This window comes from Sphingopyxis sp. sgz302558, assembly GCF_057220455.1.
This window is the reverse complement of record NZ_JBXPUZ010000003.1, coordinates 410,322-433,272: the sequence shown is the minus strand read 5'-3', so window position 1 is coordinate 433,272 and position 22,951 is coordinate 410,322. Positions and strand designations below refer to the sequence as shown.

At 62.0% G+C, this 22,951-nt stretch carries 21 protein-coding genes; 17 read left to right on the top strand and 4 right to left on the bottom strand.

Annotated features, from left to right (window positions below):
- The first annotated feature begins 49 nt into the window (after window positions 1–49).
- Together AC2TC0_RS12735 and AC2TC0_RS12730 are read left to right on the top strand one after the other, a co-directional pair.
- Entirely contained in the window at window positions 50–451 is a 402-nt protein-coding gene (locus AC2TC0_RS12735) for an acyl-CoA thioesterase (protein ID WP_484717894.1), read from the top strand.
- Window positions 452–468: 17 nt separating this feature from the next.
- Window positions 469–987, top strand: coding sequence for a sterol desaturase family protein (locus AC2TC0_RS12730; RefSeq protein WP_484717893.1), 519 nt, complete (start codon window positions 469–471; stop codon window positions 985–987).
- Here the strand turns inward: AC2TC0_RS12730 and AC2TC0_RS12725 are convergent.
- Window positions 977–1,876 (bottom strand): LysR family transcriptional regulator, encoded by a 900-nt coding sequence (locus AC2TC0_RS12725; protein WP_484717892.1) that lies wholly within the window; start codon window positions 1,874–1,876, stop codon window positions 977–979. The two genes, AC2TC0_RS12730 and AC2TC0_RS12725, sit on opposite strands and share 11 nt — an antisense overlap.
- 117 nt (window positions 1,877–1,993) lie before the next feature.
- Here AC2TC0_RS12725 and AC2TC0_RS12720 point away from each other — a divergent pair, with 117 nt between their 5' ends.
- The 7 genes from AC2TC0_RS12720 (at window position 1,994) to AC2TC0_RS12690 (ending at window position 8,946) form a co-directional block, all read left to right on the top strand.
- Complete coding sequence (locus AC2TC0_RS12720; RefSeq protein ID WP_484717891.1) at window positions 1,994–2,590, top strand: carboxymuconolactone decarboxylase family protein; 597 nt, start codon at window positions 1,994–1,996, stop codon at window positions 2,588–2,590.
- 82 nt (window positions 2,591–2,672) lie between these two features.
- Entirely contained in the window at window positions 2,673–3,491 is an 819-nt protein-coding gene (locus AC2TC0_RS12715) for an NAD(P)-dependent oxidoreductase (RefSeq protein WP_484717890.1), read from the top strand.
- 119 nt (window positions 3,492–3,610) lie between these two features.
- Window positions 3,611–4,819, top strand: coding sequence for an ADP-forming succinate--CoA ligase subunit beta (gene sucC / locus AC2TC0_RS12710; protein ID WP_484717889.1), 1,209 nt, complete (start codon window positions 3,611–3,613; stop codon window positions 4,817–4,819).
- A gap of 77 nt (window positions 4,820–4,896) precedes the next feature.
- On the top strand, window positions 4,897–5,652 hold the full coding sequence (locus tag AC2TC0_RS12705; RefSeq protein WP_484717888.1) for an electron transfer flavoprotein subunit beta/FixA family protein: 756 nt from the start codon (window positions 4,897–4,899) through the stop codon (window positions 5,650–5,652).
- Window positions 5,649–6,578 carry an electron transfer flavoprotein subunit alpha/FixB family protein gene (locus AC2TC0_RS12700; RefSeq protein WP_484717887.1) on the top strand — a complete coding sequence of 310 codons (930 nt, stop codon included), beginning with the start codon at window positions 5,649–5,651 and terminating at the stop codon, window positions 6,576–6,578. Before AC2TC0_RS12705 ends, AC2TC0_RS12700 begins: the two co-directional genes overlap by 4 nt.
- Before the next feature lie 15 nt (window positions 6,579–6,593).
- Window positions 6,594–7,901, top strand: coding sequence for a DUF389 domain-containing protein (locus AC2TC0_RS12695; RefSeq protein WP_484717886.1), 1,308 nt, complete (start codon window positions 6,594–6,596; stop codon window positions 7,899–7,901).
- A 52-nt stretch (window positions 7,902–7,953) separates the two neighbouring features.
- Window positions 7,954–8,946, top strand: a complete 993-nt coding sequence (locus tag AC2TC0_RS12690; protein ID WP_484717885.1) for a cupin-like domain-containing protein — start codon at window positions 7,954–7,956, stop codon at window positions 8,944–8,946.
- Here the strand turns inward: AC2TC0_RS12690 and AC2TC0_RS12685 are convergent, their stop codons facing one another.
- Window positions 8,947–9,924 carry an oxidoreductase gene (locus tag AC2TC0_RS12685; RefSeq protein WP_484717884.1) on the bottom strand — a complete coding sequence of 326 codons (978 nt, stop codon included), beginning with the start codon at window positions 9,922–9,924 and terminating at the stop codon, window positions 8,947–8,949.
- Between the two features lie 115 nt (window positions 9,925–10,039).
- On the opposite strand from AC2TC0_RS12685, the gene AC2TC0_RS12680 reads away from it, so the two are divergent.
- The 8 genes from AC2TC0_RS12680 to AC2TC0_RS12645 all read left to right on the top strand — a co-directional run bounded on the left by AC2TC0_RS12680 (window position 10,040) and on the right by AC2TC0_RS12645 (window position 20,064).
- Window positions 10,040–11,776: a GGDEF domain-containing protein gene (locus AC2TC0_RS12680; protein ID WP_484717883.1), complete on the top strand. Its 1,737-nt coding sequence runs from the start codon at window positions 10,040–10,042 to the stop codon at window positions 11,774–11,776.
- Complete coding sequence (locus AC2TC0_RS12675; protein ID WP_484717882.1) at window positions 11,776–12,432, top strand: hypothetical protein; 657 nt, start codon at window positions 11,776–11,778, stop codon at window positions 12,430–12,432. Before AC2TC0_RS12680 ends, AC2TC0_RS12675 begins: the two co-directional genes overlap by 1 nt.
- 42 nt (window positions 12,433–12,474) lie before the next feature.
- Window positions 12,475–13,266 (top strand): transglutaminase-like domain-containing protein, encoded by a 792-nt coding sequence (locus AC2TC0_RS12670; protein WP_484717881.1) that lies wholly within the window; start codon window positions 12,475–12,477, stop codon window positions 13,264–13,266.
- A gap of 44 nt (window positions 13,267–13,310) precedes the next feature.
- Window positions 13,311–14,666: a phosphotransferase gene (locus tag AC2TC0_RS12665; RefSeq protein WP_484717880.1), complete on the top strand. Its 1,356-nt coding sequence runs from the start codon at window positions 13,311–13,313 to the stop codon at window positions 14,664–14,666.
- Window positions 14,663–15,304, top strand: a complete 642-nt coding sequence (locus tag AC2TC0_RS12660; RefSeq protein WP_484717879.1) for a DsbA family oxidoreductase — start codon at window positions 14,663–14,665, stop codon at window positions 15,302–15,304. The genes AC2TC0_RS12665 and AC2TC0_RS12660 overlap by 4 nt, the downstream gene beginning before the upstream one ends.
- Before the next feature lie 3 nt (window positions 15,305–15,307).
- Complete coding sequence (locus AC2TC0_RS12655; RefSeq protein ID WP_484717878.1) at window positions 15,308–16,597, top strand: acyl-CoA dehydrogenase family protein; 1,290 nt, start codon at window positions 15,308–15,310, stop codon at window positions 16,595–16,597.
- Window positions 16,598–16,643: 46 nt separating this feature from the next.
- Complete coding sequence (locus AC2TC0_RS12650) at window positions 16,644–18,251, top strand: flavin-containing monooxygenase (protein WP_484717877.1); 1,608 nt, start codon at window positions 16,644–16,646, stop codon at window positions 18,249–18,251.
- Window positions 18,252–18,315: 64 nt separating this feature from the next.
- The gene (locus AC2TC0_RS12645; RefSeq protein ID WP_484717876.1) at window positions 18,316–20,064 is read left to right on the top strand and encodes an N-acyl-D-amino-acid deacylase family protein; all 1,749 of its coding nucleotides are present in this window, start codon (window positions 18,316–18,318) and stop codon (window positions 20,062–20,064) included.
- Window positions 20,065–20,183: 119 nt separating this feature from the next.
- Here AC2TC0_RS12645 and AC2TC0_RS12640 read toward each other — a convergent pair whose 3' ends face one another.
- Window positions 20,184–21,509, bottom strand: coding sequence for a hypothetical protein (locus AC2TC0_RS12640; RefSeq protein WP_484717875.1), 1,326 nt, complete (start codon window positions 21,507–21,509; stop codon window positions 20,184–20,186).
- Window positions 21,506–22,786 carry a Na+/H+ antiporter NhaA gene (gene nhaA, locus AC2TC0_RS12635; RefSeq protein WP_484717874.1) on the bottom strand — a complete coding sequence of 427 codons (1,281 nt, stop codon included), beginning with the start codon at window positions 22,784–22,786 and terminating at the stop codon, window positions 21,506–21,508. Before nhaA ends, AC2TC0_RS12640 begins: the two co-directional genes overlap by 4 nt.
- Window positions 22,787–22,951 lie beyond the last annotated feature (165 nt).

The window sequence follows — 22,951 nt, the reverse complement described above, 5'->3', positions numbered from 1 at the left end:
TTTTGCGCAATTTCTGGAAATTGTAATCTTGCTGGGCTATCCATCGTCGATGGACACCCTAACCCTGCGATTCCCCATCAAAATTTTGCCCGACGACATCGACTTCATGGGGCATGTCAACAACAGCCGCTATCTGAACTGGGTGCAGGAAGCGGTGCTCGCCCATTGGCGCGGCCTCGCGCCGCCCGATGCAGTCGCCCAGCGCGCATGGGTCGCGCTGAAACACGAGATTACCTACCGCAAACCGGCGTTTCTGGACGATGATGTCGTCGCCACCGTGCTGCTCGAAAGCCTGCATGGCGCGCGAGCATTCTACAACACGGTGATCAAGCGCGGCGAAGAAGTGCTGGCCGAGGTGAAATCCAGCTGGTGCTGCATCGACGCCACCACGCTGCGCCCCGCGCGCATCGGTGCCGACATCGCTGCCTATTTCTTTCCGAAGGCCGATTGACGCGCTATACTACGTTTATGTCGCTGCTTGCCATCCTGATCATCATCCTTGCCACCATCATCGCGATGGAGTGTGTCGCGTGGAGCAGCCACAAATATATCATGCACGGCTTTGGCTGGGGCTGGCACCGCGACCATCATGAACCGCACGACAATGTCCTCGAAAAGAACGACCTGTTTGGCGTGGTCGGCGCGGCGATGAGCATTTCGATGTTTGCGCTTGGCTCGCCGCTGGTCATGGGCGCGGATGCTTGGGAGCCCGCGACGTGGATCGGTTTCGGCATTTTGGGTTACGGCATCATTTATACGCTGGTGCACGACGGCCTCGTCCACCAACGCTATTTCAAATATGTGCCGCGGGGCGGCTATGCCAAGCGGTTGGTGCAGGCGCACAAGCTGCATCATGCGACGATCGGCAAGGAAGGCGGGGTCAGCTTCGGCTTCATCTTCGCGCGCAATCCGGCGAAACTGAAAGCCGAACTGCGCCAGCAGCGCGAAGACGGTGTTGCGGTGCTTCGTGACGCGGTTACGGATTGACCGTTGCGGCGCGCAGCACGTTGGTGACGTGCGCCGCAAAGGCACGCGCGCGAGTTGGCGGCTGGCGCCCTGCTGGGTAGACTGCGGAAACGGCAATCGCTGGTAACTGATAGGCTTGCAGCCGAGGTTCAATGATGCCTCTCGCCCTTTCGTCGCGCGTCACCCATTCGGACTGGATGGCAAAGCCGATGTCGGCAAACAGCGCCTCGCGCACGCCTTCGAGCGCACTCATACGCAGACGCGGGGTCATCCGGACCAGTTCGGTTGCGCCATCGTTGGCGAACACCCAGTCAGTGCCGCCCGGTGCCGGGCCATAGGCAATGAAGGGTAGGTGGGCCAGATCGGATGGCTTTTCGATGGGCGGGTGCGCGGTCCAGAAGCGTGTACTGCCTAGCACCATCCGCTGTCCGGTGACGATATGCGTTGCCACCATGCTGCTGTCGGCCAACGGCCCGGCGCGTATGGCGATATCAATGCCCTCTTCGATCAGATCGATGCGCCGGTCATCAAGGAGCAGGTCAATGTCGAGTGCGGGGTGCTCCGCCAAAAAGGCGGGCAGCGACGGCACAATGTGCAGCCGCGCAAGCGTTACCGGCGCGCAGACGCGCAGCCGCCCCGTCAGCGCAGCGCCAGCGCCGCGCGCTGCCGCTTCGGCTTCTTCGGCGGCGTCGAGCGCAGTACGCGCGCGATCATAAAAGGCGCGCCCAGCATCGGTCAGTGTCAGCGCCCGGGTGGTGCGGTTGAGCAAGCGCACCCCCAGCCTTGCTTCCAACTGCGCCACGGCCTTGGAAATGGCGGGCTGGCCTTGGCCGAGCACGCGCGCAGCGGCGGAAAAACTACCCGCCTCAACCGCGCGGACAAACTGCGCCATCGCGCCGAGCCGATCCATGATCATTCCCTTTCGGAATGAATGATATCGCCATAGCGTTTCTTCTGCAATCATCAGCGATGAACGAAAAGGCTCTCACCGACGGCAGCCCGCCGCCGCGATGCAAGGAGACCGACCATGACCCGCTTCGAACTCTATAACGAAACCAACGCCCCCGAAGGTTCGCGTGCCGCGCTGGCCGAGACCAAAAAAGGTTGGGGCTTCATTCCTAAGCTGCATGCCATTCTGGCGGAAAGCCCGGCCGCACTGAAGGGCTATGACGCGCTCTGGGCGCTGGTGACGCAAACCTCTTTCACCCCCGCCGAACAACAGGTGGTATATCAGGCGATCAATGTGTTCCATGGCTGCGAATATTGCACGGCAGGCCACACTTTCCTGTCGCGCAACGCTGGCGTTCCCGAAGACGCTATCCAGGCACTGCGCAATCAGACGGTCATCGCCGACGCCAGGCTGCAGGCGCTGCGCAGCTTCACCGAGCTGGTCGCCGAAACGCGCGGCTTTGCCGGGGATGACGCCGTCGATGCCTTCATCGCCGCCGGCTTCACCCGCGCGCAGGTGCTGGAAGTCGTCACCATCATCGCCACCAAGGTGATCAGCAATTACACCAACCACCTGACCCACACCCCGCTGGAAGATTTCATGCTGGACCCGGCACTGCGCTGGATCGATCCCGAAGGCCGCACCCAGCGCGCGGAGCTGGAAGCCGCCGCCTGATCCTTCGCCAACGCAAGCCTGTCGCGGCGCTTCCTTTACCCAAGGAGGCGCCGCACCAGCTGATTCTATTTGGAGCAAAGCCATGAACATCACTTTTCTGGGACAGGGCGCAATGGGATCGCGCATGGCCGATCGGCTGGTTGCGGCCGGTTACCAGGTCCACCGGTGGAACCGCACCGGGATGTCCACTACGCCGCGCGAAGCGGCGCAAGATGCGGACATTGTCATCGCAATGCTGCGCGATGATGGGGCGGCACATAGCGTCTGGTTGGACGCCCAAACAGGCGCTCTCGGTGGCATGCGTCAGGGTGCCTTGGCGATTGAATGCTCAACGCTAAGTCCAGCCGGAATGACCGAATTGCATATGGCTGCCATGGATGCTGGTGTTGGCATGATCGATGCGCCGGTGCTGGGCAGCCGCCCACAGGCAGAGGCTGGGCAACTGATCCACCTGATTGGGGGCGATGCAAAGGACGTTGTAGCTGCGCAGCCGCTGTTGGTGAGCATGAGCGCGGCGCAACATCACGTTGGTCCGGCGGGAGCGGGTACGGCACTCAAATTGATCGCCAACACGCTGTTCGGAGCGCAGGTCGCGCTGCTCGCCGAACTGCTGGGACGGATGAAGGGGCTCGGTCTTGATCCGGCAGCGGCGCTGGAGCTGCTCAGCCAGACGCCAGTGCTGAGCCCATCGGCGAAGGGAGCTGCCGCTTTGATGCTCGCCCGGCGCGATGAACCGCTGTTTCCAGTTGAATTGGTGGCAAAGGATTTTGGCTATACCATAGGGGCTGAAGCGGCGACCCTGCCGGTCACGAATGCCGCTGCAGATGTCTTTGCAACTGCGCTTCAAGCGGGCTTGGGGGCCGCCAATCTGACGGCGGTGGCGCGGATTTACGAAAATTGACCAGTATGCGGCGGTGCTCCCCAGCTGCCAGCGCGAAGGGGTAGCATCGCCTCGCCACTTGTGCTTATGGACCCCGCGACTCTTTACTCCGTCCTGTCCGGAAAGGCGCTGCTCTCCCCATGAACATCCACGAATATCAGGCCAAGGAATTGCTGGCGAAATATGGCGTCGCGGTGCCCAAGGGCATTGCCGCGCTGACCGTTGACGAAGCGGTCAAGGCCGCCGAGGCACTTCCGGGGCCGCTCTATGTCGTGAAGGCACAAATCCACGCGGGCGGGCGCGGCAAGGGCAAGTTCAAGGAATTGGGCCCCGACGCCAAGGGCGGTGTGCGCCTCGCCAAGACCCTCGACGAAGTGCGCGCGCATGCCACCGACATGCTCGGCAACACGCTGGTAACGATCCAGACCGGCGAAGCGGGCAAGCAGGTCAACCGCCTCTACATCACCGACGGCGTCGATATCGGTAAGGAATTCTATCTCGCGCTGCTCGTCGACCGCGCGTCCAGCCGCATTGCCGTCGTCGCCTCGACCGAAGGCGGGATGAACATTGAAGACGTGGCGCATGATACGCCGGAAAAAATCCACACCATCACCATCGATCCCGCGACCGGCCTGATGCCGCATCACGGGCGCAGCGTTGCCGCGGCGCTGGGGTTGTCCGGCGACCTCGCCAAACAGTGTGCAAAGATTTTGGCAGGGCTCTATGCGGCGTTCCTCGGCACAGATGCCGAACAGATTGAAATCAACCCGCTCGCTATTTGCCCGAGCGCCGAGGGCGACAAGCTGCTGGTGCTCGATGCCAAGGTGGCGTTCGATGGCAACGCCATGTTCCGGCACGCCGACCTCGCCGAACTGCGCGACCTGACCGAGGAAGACCCGGCTGAGGTCGAGGCGAGCGAATATGATCTCGCTTACATCAAGCTCGACGGCAACATCGGCTGCATGGTCAATGGCGCGGGGCTGGCCATGGCGACAATGGACATCATCAAGCTGAACGGCGAATTTCCCGCCAATTTCCTCGACGTCGGCGGCGGTGCGAGCAAGGAAAAGGTGACGGCGGCGTTCAAAATCATCCTGAAGGACCCCGCCGTAAAGGGCATCCTTGTCAACATCTTCGGCGGCATCATGAAATGCGACATCATCGCCGAAGGCATTGTTGCAGCGGCGAAGGAAGTAAATCTGGCGGTGCCGCTGGTCGTACGGCTTGAAGGCACCAATGTGCAGCAGGGCAAGGAAATACTCGCGAACAGCGGTCTGCCTATTGTCCCGGCCAACGACCTTGGTGATGCGGCAAAGAAGATCGTGGCCGAGGTGCGGGCGGTCGCTTGAACCCGCCACGAGCAAGTTGACGTTTACGTAAACGCAAAATATGGCGTAGTGCAGCAAAGTGAGATGGAGCTGACGCGATGAAAATCTTGGTGCCGGTGAAGCGGGTGCTCGATTACAACGTCAAGCCGCGGGTCAAGGCCGACGGCACGGGCGTCGATCTGGCCAATGTAAAAATGTCGATGAATCCGTTCGACGAAATCGGCATCGAAGAAGCGATTCGGCTGAAAGAAAAGGGCGTGGCGACCGAGATTGTTGCCGTGTCCGTTGGGCCCGCCAAGGCGCAGGAAACGCTGCGCACCGCGCTCGCGATGGGCGCCGACCGCGCGATATTGGTGCAGGTGGAAGATGGGGTAGAGGTTGAACCGCTCGCCGTTGCCAAGCTGCTCAAGGCCATTTGCGACGCCGAAATGCCCGGCATGGTCATCCTCGGCAAGCAGGCGATTGACGGCGACAATAATCAGACCGGCCAGATGCTCGGTGCTCTGACCGGCTGGCCGCAGGGCACGTTTGCCAGCGCCGTCGCAGTCGATGGCAATCATGTCGCGGTGACGCGCGAAGTTGATGGTGGTCTAGAAACGGTGAAGCTGAAGCTGCCCGCGATTGTCAGCACCGACCTGCGCCTCAATGAACCGCGCTATGCCTCGCTCCCCAACATCATGAAGGCGAAATCAAAGCCGCTCGCCGTCACTGCACCGGGGGATTATGGCGTCGATATCGCCCCACGCGTCAAAACCGTCAAAGTGTCGGAGCCGCCGGTGCGGCAGGCGGGCATCAAGGTGCCCGACGTCGACACGCTGGTTGAAAAGCTGAAAGCCATGGGAGTTGGCGCATGAAAACGCTCGTCTGGGTTGAACATGATGGCGCGTCGGTGAAGGACGCGACGCTCTCCGCTGTCACCGCTGCTGCGAAGCTTGGCGAAGTTCATTTGCTGGTCGCCGGAACGGGTGTAGGCGGGGTCGCCAGCGCTGCCGCACAGATTGCGGGCGTGGCCAAGGTGCACGTCGCCGACAATGCTGCCTTCGGCCATAATCTGCCTGAAAATATCGCGCCGGTCATTGCCGATTTGATGGGCCATCACGATGCCTTCGTTGCGCCCGCCACGACGACCGGCAAAAATGTGGCGCCGCGGGTCGCCGCTTTGCTCGACGTGATGCAGATTTCGGAAATCATTTCGGTCGAAGGCCCCAAGACCTTCACCCGTCCGATTTATGCCGGCAACGCCATCGCCACGGTCGAATCTAGCGATAGCAAACTAGTCATCACTGTGCGCGGCACTGCTTTTGAAAAGGCAGCCGCAACCGGCGGATCGGCTGCGACGGAAGCCGTCACTGCCGGTGGCGACGCGGGCGTTTCAAGTTTTGTCGGCGCGGAAATCGCCAAATCCGAACGCCCCGAATTGACCAGCGCCAAGATCATCGTTTCGGGCGGCCGTGCGCTGGGCTCATCGGAGAAATATCAGGAAGTGATCGTTCCGCTGGCCGACAAGCTGGGTGCGGCGCTGGGCGCATCCCGCGCGGCGGTCGATGCGGGCTATGTCCCCAACGACTATCAGGTCGGCCAGACCGGCAAGATCGTCGCCCCTGAGGTGTATTTCGCTATCGGCATTTCCGGCGCGATCCAGCACCTCGCGGGCATGAAGGACAGCAAGACCATCGTTGCCATCAACAAGGACGAGGATGCACCAATCTTCCAGGTCGCCGATTTGGGACTGGTCGGCGATTTGTTCAATGTTGTGCCCGAACTGACCGGCAAGCTGTAATCTCGGCAAAGGAGCTTGTCGCCCGACCAGCCCTCAGCGAATCGCGGCGAAGCTGGGTTTTCGGCGGGCGGTCGATTCTCGGCGCTACCTGACGACGATGAGGAAGGCGGCAAGCTCGACCGGGCACTCTTGCTCGCGCGGGTCGCCCGCGATGCCCGGCTGGACCGCAAGTTTTTGCTGCTGGTGCTCCTGTCAGCGGCAATCGCCACTTTGGGCCTGTTGCAAAGCTCGACGGCCGTCGTCATCGGTGCGATGCTGGTATCGCCGCTGCTGGGGCCGATCATGGGCATCGGCTTTGGGCTGGCGACATTGGAAGCCGGGCTGATCAAGCGGTCACTGGTCACACTTGCCGCCGGAATTGCTGTTGCTGTGCTGGTAGCTATGGTGATCGTTTGGTTGTCACCCATCGCCGACGTCACACCTGAACTGCGGGCGCGCACCCAGCCGACCTTGCTTGATCTTGGGGTCGCGGTCGTTGGCGGCATTGCCGGTGTTTTCGCCATTATGCGTGGGTTATCGGGGGTAATGGTCGGCGTGGCCATAGCCACCGCGCTTGTCCCGCCACTGTCAACCGTGGGGTTCGGGTTGGCCACATGGCGCCCAGAGTTTGCGACGGGTGCTGGCCTGCTGTTTCTGACCAACACGCTGGCGATCGCGCTGGCCGCGACGCTTGTTGCGCGACTGAACCATTTCGGCCCCTACCTGACGCCACAGCACACCGCGATGCAAATGGTCGGCAGCTTGACGGTGATCGGTCTCTTGTCGATCCCGCTCGCCTTGTCACTTAATTCCATCGCTGCCGAAGTGCGGGCGCGGTCGGTTGTACAAGCGGAGTTGCGTGGACTGATGGGCGAAGACGACCGCATCGACACGCTAACGGTCCGTGCGGAGGCGGAAGCCATTGCCATCGATGGCGTGGTGATTGTCGACCGCTACTCGCCAACCTTGCCGCGCCGACTGTCCGCCGTGGTCAGCAAGAAGCTGGACCGTGAGGCGCGCGTCAGCATCGTACAGATGCGCCAGCAAACCGACGCCGCGGTGCAAATCGAAGAGCGGCTGCAGAACCGCATCGCGGCACTCGAAAATCGTGACGAATCAATCCGCGCAATTGCAGCCGGGCTGATGACTGGGGGCCTGATTGCTCGCGACCAGCTGGTGATCGACAGGCAGGCGCGCCGAGTCATAGTGGCGCGTGACCGGGCTGCCGAGGGAGATGAGGTCGCTGCGGCCATGGACCGGATCATGGCGGCGGTGCAATCCGACCATCCCGATTGGCTCATCCAGAGCGGGGAAATGGAAGCGGCGGCGACCGGGACAAACTGAAGCGGTAAGCCGACGTAACGCGTTTGTCATCTTTCTCGGCTTGGCCAGCGTCATGGCAGAAGTGGATAAACGCAGCCTGCTGGCCGAGGGGCTCACGGCGGGCGAGGATGATGCGGCGCTGCTGACGCGTCTGACTGCGGCAGGCATTTCCGCCGCTGCCGCGCGCTATGAGATCGGGCGGCTGGACAAGGACCCCTTCGCCGCCGCGCTGCGCCGTCTGGCGGAGCGGATGGCCAAACAGCAGTGGCTGCTCGCCAACCAACGGCGGTTAGCGATGGAGGCCGAAGGCGGCTTTGCGCTTGACGAGGTCAATGCGATAGTGCCTGCCGATTTCTACCGCATTTTTTATGACGCTGGACGTCCCGTCAAGCTGACCGGGATGATCGACCATTGGTCTGCGCTGACCCATTGGTCACTGGACCATTTTGCCGCGCGCTGCGGCGATGCTATTGTCGAGGCGCAGGTCGAACGCGAGCGCGACCCGGCTTATGAGCTTGCCAAGGATGATCACCGGCGGCTGCTGCGCTTTGGCGAATTCATCGACTGGTTGCGCAGGGACGAAGCCAGCAATGACATCTACCTTACCGCCTATAACAGCGGCACCAATGCGGCTGCGCTGGCGTCGCTGTGGGACGACCTTGCGCCGATAGCTCTGCTCGCCGACGGTGGCCATCGCCAAGGTTTTTTCTGGCTCGGCCCGCGCGGGACCCTCACGCCGTGGCACCACGACCTCACCAACAATCTTCTGGTGCAGGTGATGGGCCGCAAACGCGTCCGCCTCGCTCCACCCTGGGCCAGCGATCGGATGAAGAACAGCCAACATTGTTTTTCTGATTGGGGCAATGAAGCACTGCCCCATGGCCCCGGCGATGCCGAACGACCCCCAGTTCTGGAAACTATCCTCGGCCCCGGCGAAGCCATCTTTCTGCCCGTCGGCTGGTGGCACCAGATCGAAGCGCTCGACCTGTCGGCGAGCATGAGCTTTACAGCCTTCCAGCGCAGCAACGCGCATGTGGAGGATTACCGGAGCTATGGCGCGCTTTAACTACGCCTCTGCCAGCATCGTCTCGCTCATCGACCAAAGCCGTTCGGCGGCTTCGTCTTCGCAGATATGGGCCTCGCAGCCCGCGTAGCGCGCCATCGGGCTGGCAGGGTCAGTCGGCACCGCCACCTCGCAATCCTCGCAATAAACGCCGGGTTTGCCCACCAGCAACGGACTGGTCGCGGCCCAAAGGCTGGTCGAACAGCCTTGCTCGGGTGTTTTAAATCCGCGTTTGGCGAGCTCTGAGGGCGTGCCGTCGGCGTTGGTCCAACCAAGCATGGTCGTTTCCTCCACCGTCAAATGGCGCTGCAGTGGGGTGAATATGCCGCCAGGATGCACCGAAAATGCGAGCCCGCCTGACGGTGCCAGCCGCCGCGACAGCGTGTTTGCAAACAGCGCATTGGCCGACTTCGATTGGCCATAGGCGTCCCATTTGTCATAGGGCGCGGCGGTGAAATGCACATCGTCCCAGCGGATGCCGCTGCGCTTGTGCCCGGTCGAGGACAGCGCGACCACCCGCGCGCCTTCGGTGCGCTGTAGCAGTTTCATCAGCCCTAGCGTCAACGCCATGTGCCCCAAATGGTTGGTGCCAAATTGCGCTTCCCACGCCGGCCCAACGCGAGCTTCGGGACAAGCCATGATGCCCGCGTTGTTGATCAGAATGTCGAGCCGCGACAGGCTGTCCGCCATATCGGCGGCAAAACTGCGCACCGAGCCGAGGTTGCCCAGATCCAGCGCAGCGCTGCTGACATCGCCCACTACACCCGCGAGCGCGTTCTCGGCCTTGGCCGGATCGCGCACCGGAACAATCACCTTGGCCCTAGCCGCCGCAAGTGCGCGGGTGGTTTCCAATCCAATGCCCGAATAGCCGCCAGTGACGATGGCGACTTTGCCGCTGAGGTCGATCCCCGTAAGCACCTCTGTCCCGGTCGATTTGGCGTGAAATGGCGATCCCACGCGCTGTTGGTCGGCGATAGCCATGTAATGCTCCTGTCCCGTTTTCGGGCAGCATAGGCAGCGTTCACCGGCACCGCAATGCGTGTGCGCTTCCCCCCCCATTAACTCCATTTTTTCCTTGCTGGGTTATCGCAGCTGCATGTTCGGGGGCTATTTGTTGCGCGTTATCACGCATTTGGTCATGCTGCTATTTGCGGCAGGGGCGATGACGGCTCCGGCTTACGCCGACCACCATGCCGAAGAGCGCGCCCGCGCCGACATACGTATTGCGCTCAAGCCCTGCATCAAACGCGTGCAGCCTGGAGATCTTGCTGATGCGCTGATTGCACAGCCTACGGCATTCGATTGTACGACCAAACAGACCGCCTTCGGCCCGGGTGACTATTGGATCCGGATGGAGGTTCCCAGGGATACGCCCATGGGCGCCAACCGGCTGCGCTGGACCAGTGTGTGGCAGAGCGGGGCGACCATTTTGGCGACCTATGCCGACGGGCCAGTACACCGGTTCGACGTACCCACCGCCGGCTCGGGCCGTTTCGTCAACATTGGCGGTATCTACACGGTCACGCTGCGCCGTAGCGCAGTGGCACAAACGCTACTGCTACGGATCAATGGTTCGGGCAACATGCGCGGAATTTTGCTGGGGCCGCACCTTGCCAGCGGCGAACATGTGGCGCGCACCGATGCCCAGCGCTCTGCTCTCTATGGCGGCTTTGCAGGGCTCTGCCTTGCGCTGCTGACCTATCATATGGTGCTGTGGCGCGCACTGCGGGAAGACTATCTGCGTGCCTATGGGGCGATGATTGCCGCTTGTCTGGTCTATGCCATCACGTCGTCAGCTACCTTGGCTCAGGTTTTCCCGGCGATCGACAACAATCTGCGGCTGCGACTCAACTATTTGGGGCTAGCGGCCACCGCGATTTGCGCCTTGTGGTTCGTGCGTGCCTTCTTGGGAGATCGCGGATTTGCGCGCTGGTTCGACTGGTTGGTGGTAGCGAGCGGTGCCATCGTTGCTATTTCCGCTGTTGCCTTCGCAACGCTTGCACCATGGCAAGTCGCCCTGCTCGACCGCGTCTATTTCACCTCCTACGCTCTGCTTTTCGCTGTCGGCGTCGCCATGTTTGCGCGCGGCTGGTACAGCGGCGGCCGCATCGAACGGTTGTTTGTTATCGCTTGGATGGTGCCAGTCCTGTTCAATACAAGCCGTCTTCTCCATGGTTTTGGGCTGATTCCGCAAAGCTTCTGGCTCGACAACGCAACTTTGGTGGCGATGAGCGCCGAAGCTTTGCTGTCGTCGATGATCATCGCGCACCGTGTCCGGCAAGTGCAGGCGCAGCGTGATTCGGCGCGCGCCGACGTCGCCGAAGCCCGACATCAGGCCGATACCGATGAGCTAACAGGTCTGAGCAATCGCCGTGCTCTGATGCGCACCGTCTGCCCTCCGCCGGAAAAGGCGGGGATGTATCGGTTGGTGCTGATTGACGTCGATCACTTCAAGCGCATCAACGACAGCATCGGGCATAGCGCGGGCGATCAGGTGTTGTGCCGCATTGCCGAGATGATCGAGGCGGGCCGTCGCCGCGACGCGCTGGCCGCGCGCATCGGCGGCGAGGAATTTGCACTTATCTATCCCAGTGACGCCGATGATCGCCGTTATCATACCGGGCTGCTCGATCAGGTGCGGGCGCTTCCTCCCGCAGGCGGCCAGCGTATCACCGTGTCGATGGGCGCGGCAACCGGGTGGCTGGGCGGCAGTGAGGGCGAATGGCTGGCGCTCTATCGTGCTGCCGACAAGGCGCTTTATGAAGCAAAAGCTAAAGGTCGCGACCGGCTGGAAATCGCGCCGCTGTATCACGCAGCGGCCCGCGCGGCCTGATGATGCAGTTTGTGAACGCAAAGCAGGTTGATGCCTTGCGCACAACTGAGCGCGCGCGCTTTGCCCGATGGTTTGTGGAAACACCGATGGGCACCGCCTATATCGACCGCGCCGGCCGGCCGCGCCGTGTTGGCGACGACGAGCTGGAGGCATGGCGTGCTGCCGCCCATGAGCGGATCGAGGCGATGCTGGCGGACCTGCCGCGGAATGTATGGATTACCGCCGCTGTGATAATTGGAACCGCCATTTTGGGGCCGCTCCTGTTCAGCGCATTGGGGATTGAGGGCTATGGCAAAAAGGTCGGTATCATCGTCGCTGGCATATTGATCGAAGGCGGACTCATTGGGATAGAGGTACATGATTATTTCGCCCAGTGGCGCCGACAGCGTGACGAACTGGAGGCCGCAGTCGCCGGGCGCGCGCCGCTGGCGATTGATCCGGCCAAGGCGCGCATCCCGCGCAATTATTATCTGCTAGGCCAGTATGCCGTCGGATTTTTTCTGGTCTTGGCCTATTTCGGTATGCATATCGATGGGGGGCTCGACAGCATGATCGATTGGAACTGGGTCGCGCTGGCAGCTCCTATTCTCCTGCTGCTCCATTTTGCGGCAAAGCGCCATGACCGGATATCGCAGGAAAGATTGCGCCGTCCGTAAACCCTGCTTGCGCCTCCCACGCTGTTGCCCGATGGGCGGCGAATGCCGAACGCCCCAACCAAAGTATCGATCACCGCCACGCTCGACTATCAGTTGGACCAACCAGCCGATGTGCTGTTGGCGATAGAGGCGATTCCCATGCCTGATCAGCAACTCGAGCATGACTTGCTGCGCGTTAAGGGCAGCGGCCCGCTCACCACTATTGAGGGGATGGACGGGCTAGGACGGCGTACCTGGCTGCACGCCGAGGGACGAATCGCGATCAATTATGTAGCAACCGCAACCATTGCGCGGGCTCCGATAGCGATCGCTACGCTTGACGTTGTTGCGCACAATCAACTTCCGCCAGCCTATATCTCTTACTTGATGCCCAGCCGCTATTGCCCGTCTGATCGCTTTGCCAACTTTGTGGCGACGCGGTTTCAAGCGGCAACCAAGGGGCAACAGGTGCTTGATATGGCGGCATGGGTGCATGCCGAGCTCGACTATGTACCGGGCAGTTCCGACATATCGACCAGCGCGGCTGATACGTTCCTTTCGCGCCAGGGCGTATGTCGCGACTATGCGCATCTGCTGATCGCGCTATGCCGCGCTGCCGATGTTCCCGCGCGTATGGTATCGGCCTATGCGTTGGATCTCGATCCACCTGATTTCCATGCGGTGGTTGAAGTGTATCTGGGCGGCAGTTGGCACTTGATTGATCCGACACGACTGGTCCCAGAAACCCATCTGGTGCGTATTGCCGTTGGCCGCGATGCCACCGATGTGGGTTTCATGACCATTTTTGGCTCGGCACAGATGATCGCGCAGTCAGTAACTGTGCAGCGCGCCTAGGGCGGGGCTTGCCATGGCCCGCATCGCGTCCCACGATGGCGCACATGGGGACGGAGATTGCTGAACAGCTAGCCATTGTGATGACCCGTGCGGTCGGCAATGGTGCATTGTCCGGGATGGCACGCCTGTCGGGCGGAGCAAGCATGGAAAGCTGGGCTTTCGACTGGGGTGATCCAGTTGAACAGAGCGGCTATGTGCTGCGCCGCGCGCCCAGCGCCGATTATGTCGCCGACCGCCCTTATGATCATGCTGCTGAAGCTGCATTGGTTAACGCCGCGCACCGCGCCGGGGTGCGCGCGCCCGAAGTCGTGGCGGTGCTGGGGGCTGGCGATGGATTAGGGAGCGGCTATGTGATGCGGCGCGTGGCAGGCGACGCCAATCCCGCCACAATCCTAGCGGCGCCGTCGCCAACATTGCTCACGGAAACAGCGGAGGCGTTGGCGCAAATCCATGCGTTGCCAGCAGCACAAGTGCCCGCTGCTATCCCAGTCATGGACGTTGCTGCTGCGCTCGCTGACCTTAAAGCCCGCTTCGCCGATTATGGCGGTGACAGGCCGATTATCGCACTGGCGATCAAATGGTGCGAGGACCATTTGCCTTCGCCCGCCGACCCGTTGGTGATGGTGCACGGCGATTTTCGCATGGGCAATTTGTTGGTCGATAACGGCCGCTTGACCGCCGTGCTCGACTGGGAACTGGCGCATCGCGGTGACCTCCACGAAGACCTCGCCTATGGTTGCATGACGGTCTGGCGCTTTGGCAGACCGGATTTGCCGGCTTTCGGGCTTGGATCGCTGGAGGCGTTTTTCGGCGCTTATCGGGCGGCCGGCGGCGGCCAAGTTGACCCCGCGCGCTTCCGCTTCTGGCTCGTATATCGCACCCTGTGGTGGGCAATGGGCTGCCTTGGCATGGGCGCGGCATGGCGCAGCGGTGCCGACCGCAGCCTGGAGCGCGTTGTCGTCGCCCGGCGCACCGCCGAGCAGGAACTCGACCTGCTGCTGCTGCTAGAGGAAGAAGCGCCTGAGACTGAGCGTAGCTGCCCCATACCCCCGCCCGCACCATCCATCCCCCTCCGCAGCGGCGAACCAACGTCTGCCGAACTTGTCACCGCCGTGCGTGAATGGTTGGCCAGCGACATCAAGCCCGGCGTGCAGGGACGCGACAAATTCATGGTCGCGGTCGCAATGAACGCGCTGGGCATCACCGCGCGCGCTCTTGAACGGCCGGTGGACTATGCCGACAAATCGTTGGCCGACGCGCTGCTCACCGGCGAGGTGACGCTTTGCGAGCCGGGCCTGCTTGCGCGGCTGCGGCGGACTTGCCTCGACAAGCTGGCCGGCGATATGCCCAAATATCCCGCGCTGGCGCAAGCGCGCGAAAAATGGGGAGCGCCCGAATGACCAAACTCAACATTGCCATTGTCTCAGACGTCGTCTGCCCCTGGTGCGTCATCGGCATCCGCAGCTTGGAAACCGCGCTTGAGCGTTTGGGCGGGATCACTGCCGACGTCACCCTCCATCCCTTCGAACTTAACCCCGACATGCCGCGCGATGGCGAGAACGTCGGCGAGCATATCGCCAAAAAATATGGCCGTCCGCCGGGCGAGGGTATTGCAATCCGCGACGAGATCAAACGCCGGTCGGCGGAGGTCGGCTTTGCGATGAACAGCGGCCCAGACAGCCGCATCTGGAATACTCTTGACTGCCACCGCCTGCTCCACTGGGCAGGCGAACTGGGCAAGCAGCGCGAACTCAAAATGGCACTGTTCACGGCGCATTTTACCGAAGGGCGCGATATGGGTGACCACAGGGTGCTCGCCGAAGCTGCCTTTGCCGCCGGGCTAGACCCCATCGAAGCTGCCGCTATCCTTACCTCGGACCGTTATACTAGCGAAGTTCGTGCCGAGGAAAATTACTGGCGGCGCGAAGGTGTTCAGGCAGTGCCGACCTTCATTATCAACGGCAAATATGTGATTTCGGGCGGGCATCCCCCGGAGGCTTTCGAGCGAGCGCTCAGCAAGATTGCAGCGGAAGGATAGTTCATGGATTTCGCCGTAGCCGCCGACCTTGCAGCCTATCTCGTCGAGCTTGACGCCTTTATCGAACGCGAAATCGACCCGCTGGTTGCGGCGGACGACAACATCCGCTTCTTCGACCACCGCCGCGAACATGCGCGCACCGATTGGGACAATCACGGGCTGCCGCGCCATGAATGGGAAGCATTGCTGCGTGAAGCGGGCAAGCGCGCCGATGCGGCGGGGCATTGGCGCTTTTCGGCCCCCAAAAAATATGGCGGGAAAGACGGGTCGAACCTGTGGATGGCGGTGATCCGCGAACATCTCGCCGCCAAGGGGCTAGGTCTGCACAATGACCTGCAGAACGAACACAGCATCGTCGGCAATTTTCCCTTCGTCGAAATGTTCGAACAGTTCGCGACCAGCGAAGAGCAGAAGCAGGAGTTTATCCTCGGCGGCTTTGCCCGGACACGCATCACCGCCTTTGGCCTCACTGAACCTGATCATGGTAGCGACGCGACGCATATGGAAACCCGCGCGGTGCGCGAGAGCCGCGATGGCGTCGACGGCTGGCGTATCAATGGCAGCAAGATGTGGATCACCGGTATGCACGTCGCCACCCACTGTGCGACTTTTTGCCGCACCGACGGCAATGATGGCGAGGCGCGCGGCATCACCTGTCTGCTGGTGCCCAATCCGTCGCCGGGGCTGGTGATTGAAGAATATCTGTGGACCTTTAATATGCCCACCGATCACCCGCGCCTGTCTTTCACCGATGTCTGGGTGCCCGACAGCGCCCGGCTCGGCCCGGTGGGCGGCGGCCTATCGATCGCGCAAAGTTTCGTCCACCAGAACCGCATCCGCCAGGCCGCTTCATCGCTGGGCGCCGCCGTCTATTGCATCGAAGAAAGCGTCCGTTACGCCCGCGCGCGCAAACCCTTTGGCGAAGCGCTCGCCAAGAATCAGGCAATCCAGTTCCCGCTCGTCGAGCTTGCGACGCAGGCCGAAATGCTGCGCCTGCTGATCCGCAAGACGGCCTGGGAAATGGATAACATGCCGCACAAGGAAATTGAGCACGCCATCTCCGATAAGGTCAGCATGTGCAATTACTGGGCAAACCGCCTGTGCTGTGAAGCCGCCGACCGCGCGATGCAGGTGCATGGCGGCATCGGCTACTCGCGCCACAAACCGTTCGAGCATATCTATCGCCACCATCGCCGCTATCGCATCACCGAAGGCGCAGAAGAAATTCAGATGCGCAAAGTGGCGGCCTATTTGTTCGGCTATCTGGGACCACGCAAAGGCACGCTGGGATAATTGACCATGCAGTGATAGCTTTGGCGCGGGAGAGGGGAGATCGGCCATGGCCAACACGGATTTCGACGCCATCATCGTCGGCGCGGGCTTTGCCGGCATGTATATGCTGCACAAATTGCGCGGCATGGGCCTTAACGCGCGGGTGATCGAGGCGGGGGCGGGGGTCGGCGGCACCTGGTATTGGAACCGCTACCCCGGTGCCCGCGTCGATATCGAAAGCCGCGATTATGGCTATAGCTTTGACCCTGAGTTGGAGCGCGAATGGCGGTGGAGTGAACGCTATGCCGCGCAGCCCGAATTGCTGCGCTACCTCAACCATGTCGCCGACCGCTATGACCTACGCCGCGATATCCAGTTCGAAACGCGCGTCGTCGCCGCCCGCTTTGACGAAGTCGCAGCTGGCTGGACCGTCACTACCGACGCAGGCGACGAGTATCGTGCGCGCTATTGCATCATGGCGACAGGTTGCCTGTCCGAACCAAAGCCCATCGACTTCGCTGGCAAGGAGGATTTCGCGGGCGCGATCTACTCGACCTTCGACTATCCCGCGCGCGGCGTCGATTTCGCCGGTCAGCGCGTCGCCATCATCGGCACAGGCTCGTCTGCGATCCAGACCATCACCACCATCGCGCCCGAATGCGCACATCTGACGGTCTTCCAGCGGACGCCCAATTACAGTGTCCCCGCCCACAACCGGCCGCTCAGCGAGGCCGAACAGACAGCCTGGGATGCCGACCGCGCCGCCTATCGCGCGCGCGCCAGGGCCGAGCCGCTCGCCTTTTGGAATGACCCGACCGAGGCGCTGGCGCTGGAGGCAACGGCGGAGGAACGCGCCGCGGAGTGTGAACGACGCTGGCGCGACGGCGGCTTTCGCGTTGGGGGGCCGTACGCCGATGTTGGCGTCGATCTCGCCGCCAATAAGGTCATTGCCGATTGGGTCGCGGGCAAGATTGCCGAGGTGGTGCAGGACCCGGTCGTCGCAGACAAGCTGACGCCCAAAAGCTATCCCTTCGGCACCAAGCGATTGTGTGTCGATACCGGCTATTACCAGGTCTATAATCGCGACAATGTGACGCTGGTCGATATCAGCGAAACGCCGATTGTGCGCATCACCCCCACCGGCATCCGCACCAGCGCGGGTGAGCACCCGTGCGATGCCATCATTTTCGCGCTGGGCTTTGACGCCATGACGGGCACGCTGGGCAAGATTGCCATCACCGGGCGCGGCGGGATGACGCTGGCGGAAAAATGGGCCGACGGTCCGGTGACCAATTTGGGGCTGATGGTCGCCGGCTTCCCCAATTTCTTCACGATTACTGGTCCCGGCAGCCCGTCGGTGCTCACCAATATGGTGATGTCGATCGAACAGCATGTTGACTGGATTGCGGCGGCTATTGGCCATTTGCAGCAGCGCCAGCTCGCCACCATCGAAACGACCGAGGCGGCTGAAGCCGCGTGGGTGGCGCATGTTGCCGAAGTTGCCGACACTACTCTCTATCCGCTCGCTAACAGCTGGTACATGGGCGCCAATGTGCCGGGCAAACCGCGCGTTTTCCTCCCTTATGTGGGCGGCTTCCCTGCCTATGTCGAGACGTGCGACGCGGTGGTCGCGGCGGGCTATGACGGGTTCCGATTGGAGCCGCTGGCGGCCTGAGGCTTGCCAAGCAGCATCGCTATGTTAGGTTTCGTATCAAAACCAAAACAGCGGGAGTCGGACAATGTATGATCTGGTCATTCGCGGCGGCATGGTCGTCGATGGCAGCGGTGCCGCGCCGCGCCGCGCTGATGTCGCGGCCAACGGCGACCGCATTATCGCGGTTGGCGACAATCTGGGGCCAGGGCGCGAGGAAATCGACGCCAGTGGCAAGATCGTTACCCCCGGCTTTGTGGATATCCACACCCATTATGACGGCCAGGCGACGTGGGATCAGGAAATGGCACCGTCATCGTGGCACGGCGTCACCACTGTCGTCATGGGCAATTGTGGCGTCGGCTTTGCGCCTGCGCGACCCGACCGCCACGATTGGCTGATCGGCCTGATGGAAGGGGTGGAAGATATCCCGGGCACCGCGCTTGCCGAAGGGATGACGTGGGATTGGGAAACCTTCCCCCAATATCTCGATGCGCTGGAAAAACTGCCGCGCACCATCGATGTCGGCACGCATGTCCCGCACGGCGCGGTGCGCGCCTATGTGCTCGGCGACCGCGAACAGCCCGGCGCAATCCCGACCGACGACGATATCGCGGCTATGGCGGCCATCGTTGAAGACGGAGTGCGTGCGGGCGCGCTCGGCTTTTCGACCAGCCGCACCGTGCTCCACCGCTCTGTCGATGGCGAGGTGGTGCCCGGTACCACCGCGACCAAGGAAGAGCTGATCGCCATCGGCCGCGCCATGGGGCGTGTAGGACATGGCGTGTTCGAAATGGCCAGCGACATGCGTCGCGAATGGGACGAATTTGGCTGGATGGGCGCATTGAGCCGCGAAACCGGGCTGCCCTGCACCTATGCCGCGCTGCAAAGCATCGCCAAGGAAATGCCGCTCGACGAGCAGATCGCCGCGATGCGCGCAGAGAACGATAATGGTGCCAATATCGTCGCGCAGATCGCGCTGCGCGGCAACGGCATCGTCATGGCGTGGCAGGGCACCGTCCACCCCTTCCGCTTTCGCCCCAGCTATGTCGCCATCGCCGAACTGCCGTGGGAGCAGCAAAAGGCGAAGTTGCTCGACCCCGCCTTCAAGGCGCAGCTCTTGTCCGAAAGCAATGACATGAGCGAGGTCAACCCCGACATCATCGGCCTCGTCATGGTCGTCGCGGGCGGCTGGGGCATGCAATATGAAATGGACCCCGACTTCGACTATGAACCGACGGCAGAAGAAAGCATCCTCGCGCGCGCCGAAGCAGCCGGCGTGTCGGGCGAGGAATATGCTTACGACCTGCTATGCCGCGACGATGGGCGGGGGTTCATTTATTTGCCCATCCTCAACTATGCCGATGGCAATCTGGATTTCCTCGAAGCTTTGCAGCGCAGCGGCGATACGGTGAACAGCCTGTCCGATGGCGGCGCGCATTGCGGCACAATTTGCGACGCCGCCAGTCCCACCTTCATGCTTCAGCACTGGGTGCGCGACCGTAAGCGCGGCGGCCGTATTGCGCTCGAAGAAGCGGTCAAGCGCCAATGCCGCGATACCGCGCTGCTCTATGGGTTAGAGGATCGCGGGCTGGTTGCGCCGGGCTATCTCGCCGACTTGAACGTGATCGACATGGACAAGCTGAAACTCGGCAAGCCATGGCTGGCGTTCGACTTGCCCGCCGGCGGTAAGCGCCTGTTGCAGCGCGCCGATGGCTATGTCGCGACGGTCAAGTCGGGGCAGGTGACGTTCCGCGATGGCGTGTGCCAGGGAGTGTTTCCTGGCACTGTCATCCGCGGCCCGCAACGCGTCGAATTTGCGATTGCCGCGGAGTAGCTGTTTCCAACTCCCGTCTGTGCTGAGCTTGTCGAAGCACCGCTCTTTCTTTCCCCATTCCCAAAGAAGGGACAGCCCTTCGACAAGCTCAGGGCAGGCGGGGAAGAGGATAGCGGGCTTTACCGACGCAAATCCCCTGGCAAAGTCGGCTCGCTTATCAGCGCCTCGAAACGTTTCCACCGTGCGGCCTCACCAACTTCGCGCTCGACATCGGCCTTCACCATCGCCTCGCCCAAGCCATAGTTGATGACATAGCTGCGATAGGTTTCGGTGAATTTGACCGACTGTTCGGCGCGCGCCGGCGACATCAGCAGATATTGCTGCGACAGCTCGATCGCCTTCGCGCGGTCAATCTCGCCGTCGAGATACATTTGCGCGATGGTCAACCGCGCGCCCGACACCGCCTTGATCGCGTCGGTTAGGTGCCAGTATTTGTCGTCGGCTGGGCGCGCGATGCCGGCCAATGGCATCAGGACATCGCGTTCATAGGCCGCCTTGTCGCCGCCCGGGAAGGCCATTTCGATGCCGTAATTGGCGGTGCCCTCGGCGATCAGGCTTTGGGGGCTGTAGAGCGGATAGACGCTAAATTCGATCCACCCGCGCTCGCGCGTCAGCCGCTGTTCGAGCAGGAAGTTGAGCGCATGGTGGCCGGGGTAACCCTCGTGACACCCCAGATCGACCGCGCGGGACAGGCGGATCGGAAAGTCGGTGTTGATCTGGATCAGGCTTTGGTAATTGCCTTGGTAGTAGTTGTATCCGCTCCACGATTTGCCGGTGACGAACTCCAGCTTGAAATTCTCTCCCGGCGGCATGCCGATGTGCTTTTCGGTGCGGGCGCGGCACGATGCAATGCTGGCATTGAACACCGGCAGCAGCTTTTCCTTGGGGATGGTAAAGCGGTCGAGATACGCATCGACGCGCGCCGCCAGTGGGCCGTCGCCGGGGAGTAGCTTGGCAATCTCGGCCAGCCCCGCGTCATAGACGCTAAGCGGCTTGAGTTGGGGGCGGACGCCGAACAAGCGCTCGGCCTCATCGGCGAATTTGAACTTTTCGCCCATCATCATGGCGAGGCGCGTGTCGGCGGCGATGAGCTGCTTGTCGAGGAAAGCGATGCGGCGTGCGTCGATGCCGGGCATCCTTCCGTTGAGCAGGTTTAGCAAGCCGCGCATGTTGACAATTTCGGCGCGAAGAGCCGCCTTGTCGCGAGGAGCTTTTTCGGCGAGGGCGCGGATTTCGGGCGGGCCGTAATAGGCATCGATGTAGCCGTCTTCGTGCGTGCCGATTTCAAGGCTGAGCGCCACATAATCGCGCGCGAGCTGATTCAGCAGGTCATCCACCGAGACTGACGAAAGGGGCGGCTTGGTGGCGACGATCTCCTGTGCCTGCGCGCCCACTGCGCAGCCCGTCAATAACAATGCCGCTGCAGCCGTTGCCAATGGCTTCATGCCCTAGCCCTCTCTTCCAAACTCGCCACATCGCCGTCGGCATCGATCTCGGCCGCCTTCGCCGCTTCCTCACGCGCATGACCGGGGTGGAGCGCGCACAGGCGCAGGATCAGATAGCCCATGATGCCCGACGCGAAGGAGCCCATCAGCGTGCCAATCTTCGCTTCTTCGACCAACAATGGATCCGTGAAGGCAAGGCCGCCGATGAACAGGCTCATCGTAAAGCCGATGCCGCACAGCGTCGCCACGCCGTAAATCTGCACCCACGTCGCGCCGCGCAGTTTGGCGCCAAAACCAGCCTTCACCGCCAGCCAGACCGCCGCGAATATGCCCAGCTGTTTGCCCAGAAACAGCCCCAATGCAATGCCCAGCGGCATTGGCGCGAACAGCTGTGCCACGGTCATGCCGGTGATGTTCACCCCGGCATTGGCAAAGCCAAACAGCGGTACAATCGCGAACGCCACCCATGGATGTAGCGCATGTTCCAGCCGGTGGAGCGGCGAGGTTGCGCTGTCGGGAGTGCCGGGCGTCTTTTCGATCGGGATCGTCATTGCCGCGAGCACGCCGGCGATGGTGGCGTGGACGCCGGACAGCAGCATTGCAAACCACAGCATGGCGGCGAGCACCAGAAACAGCGTCAGCCGTTTCACCCCCATGCGCCCTAGTCCAAGCATCACGGCAAAGATGATTCCCGCTGCTACCAACGCAGTGAAATCGATGCTGGCGGTGTAAAACAGCGCGATGATCACCACCGCGCCCATATCATCAACAATAGCAACGGTGACGAGGAACAGTTTCAGCGAGGTCGGTGCGCGCGGGCCGAGCAGCGCGAGCACACCGATGGCAAAGGCAATGTCGGTCGCCGCCGGGATTGCCCAGCCATTGGCCAGCCCCGGCGTGCTGCCGGCGATCGCCAGATAGATGAGCGCTGGCACCGCCATCCCGGCCGCTGCCGCTATCATGGGCAGGCGGCGCTGATTCCAGGTGGCGAGGCGGCCGTCGACAAACTCGCGCTTGATCTCGAGGCCTACGAGCAGGAAGAACACCGCCATTAACCCGTCGTTGATCCACAGATGCACCGTCATCGGCCCGAGTTTGGGGGTGAGGGTCGGCCCCGTGACCGCGTGCATCGCGTGGTGATACATCTCGCCCAACGGCGAATTGGCAATCAACATGGCAAGCGCCGCTGCACCCATCAGCAACAATCCGCCCGCACTTTCGCTTTCGAGAAATTCGCGCAGTGCTGAACGGGGGTGGGCGGGATTGGACGCGGACACGAGTTGCGGCTCCTTGCTTTTGCTTGGCTGACTTGTCCTAACCAAGGCTGGCGGCCGGGTCACGCAAAAGCGGACCGACACGGCAACTGCGTTCCACCAAGTCATCCCTCCCGCCTTCGCAGGAAGGACGAAGAGAGCAGATACCCGTCAGGGTGGCACCATCCC

Excerpts from the sequence above, each read along its gene's own strand:
- AC2TC0_RS12735 (WP_484717894.1), top strand. The coding sequence starts at position 50 with ATGGACACCCTAACCCTGCGATTCCCCATCAAAATTTTGCCCGACGAC.
- AC2TC0_RS12730 (WP_484717893.1), top strand. The coding sequence starts at position 469 with ATGTCGCTGCTTGCCATCCTGATCATCATCCTTGCCACCATCATCGCG.
- AC2TC0_RS12725 (WP_484717892.1), bottom strand. The coding sequence starts at position 1,876 with ATGGATCGGCTCGGCGCGATGGCGCAGTTTGTCCGCGCGGTTGAGGCG.
- AC2TC0_RS12720 (WP_484717891.1), top strand. The coding sequence starts at position 1,994 with ATGACCCGCTTCGAACTCTATAACGAAACCAACGCCCCCGAAGGTTCG.
- AC2TC0_RS12715 (WP_484717890.1), top strand. The coding sequence starts at position 2,673 with ATGAACATCACTTTTCTGGGACAGGGCGCAATGGGATCGCGCATGGCC.
- sucC (WP_484717889.1), top strand. The coding sequence starts at position 3,611 with ATGAACATCCACGAATATCAGGCCAAGGAATTGCTGGCGAAATATGGC.
- AC2TC0_RS12705 (WP_484717888.1), top strand. The coding sequence starts at position 4,897 with ATGAAAATCTTGGTGCCGGTGAAGCGGGTGCTCGATTACAACGTCAAG.
- AC2TC0_RS12700 (WP_484717887.1), top strand. The coding sequence starts at position 5,649 with ATGAAAACGCTCGTCTGGGTTGAACATGATGGCGCGTCGGTGAAGGAC.
- AC2TC0_RS12690 (WP_484717885.1), top strand. The coding sequence starts at position 7,954 with ATGGCAGAAGTGGATAAACGCAGCCTGCTGGCCGAGGGGCTCACGGCG.
- AC2TC0_RS12685 (WP_484717884.1), bottom strand. The coding sequence starts at position 9,924 with ATGGCTATCGCCGACCAACAGCGCGTGGGATCGCCATTTCACGCCAAA.
- AC2TC0_RS12680 (WP_484717883.1), top strand. The coding sequence starts at position 10,040 with ATGTTCGGGGGCTATTTGTTGCGCGTTATCACGCATTTGGTCATGCTG.
- AC2TC0_RS12675 (WP_484717882.1), top strand. The coding sequence starts at position 11,776 with ATGATGCAGTTTGTGAACGCAAAGCAGGTTGATGCCTTGCGCACAACT.
- AC2TC0_RS12670 (WP_484717881.1), top strand. The coding sequence starts at position 12,475 with ATGCCGAACGCCCCAACCAAAGTATCGATCACCGCCACGCTCGACTAT.
- AC2TC0_RS12665 (WP_484717880.1), top strand. The coding sequence starts at position 13,311 with ATGGGGACGGAGATTGCTGAACAGCTAGCCATTGTGATGACCCGTGCG.
- AC2TC0_RS12660 (WP_484717879.1), top strand. The coding sequence starts at position 14,663 with ATGACCAAACTCAACATTGCCATTGTCTCAGACGTCGTCTGCCCCTGG.
- AC2TC0_RS12655 (WP_484717878.1), top strand. The coding sequence starts at position 15,308 with ATGGATTTCGCCGTAGCCGCCGACCTTGCAGCCTATCTCGTCGAGCTT.
- AC2TC0_RS12650 (WP_484717877.1), top strand. The coding sequence starts at position 16,644 with ATGGCCAACACGGATTTCGACGCCATCATCGTCGGCGCGGGCTTTGCC.
- AC2TC0_RS12645 (WP_484717876.1), top strand. The coding sequence starts at position 18,316 with ATGTATGATCTGGTCATTCGCGGCGGCATGGTCGTCGATGGCAGCGGT.
- AC2TC0_RS12640 (WP_484717875.1), bottom strand. The coding sequence starts at position 21,509 with ATGAAGCCATTGGCAACGGCTGCAGCGGCATTGTTATTGACGGGCTGC.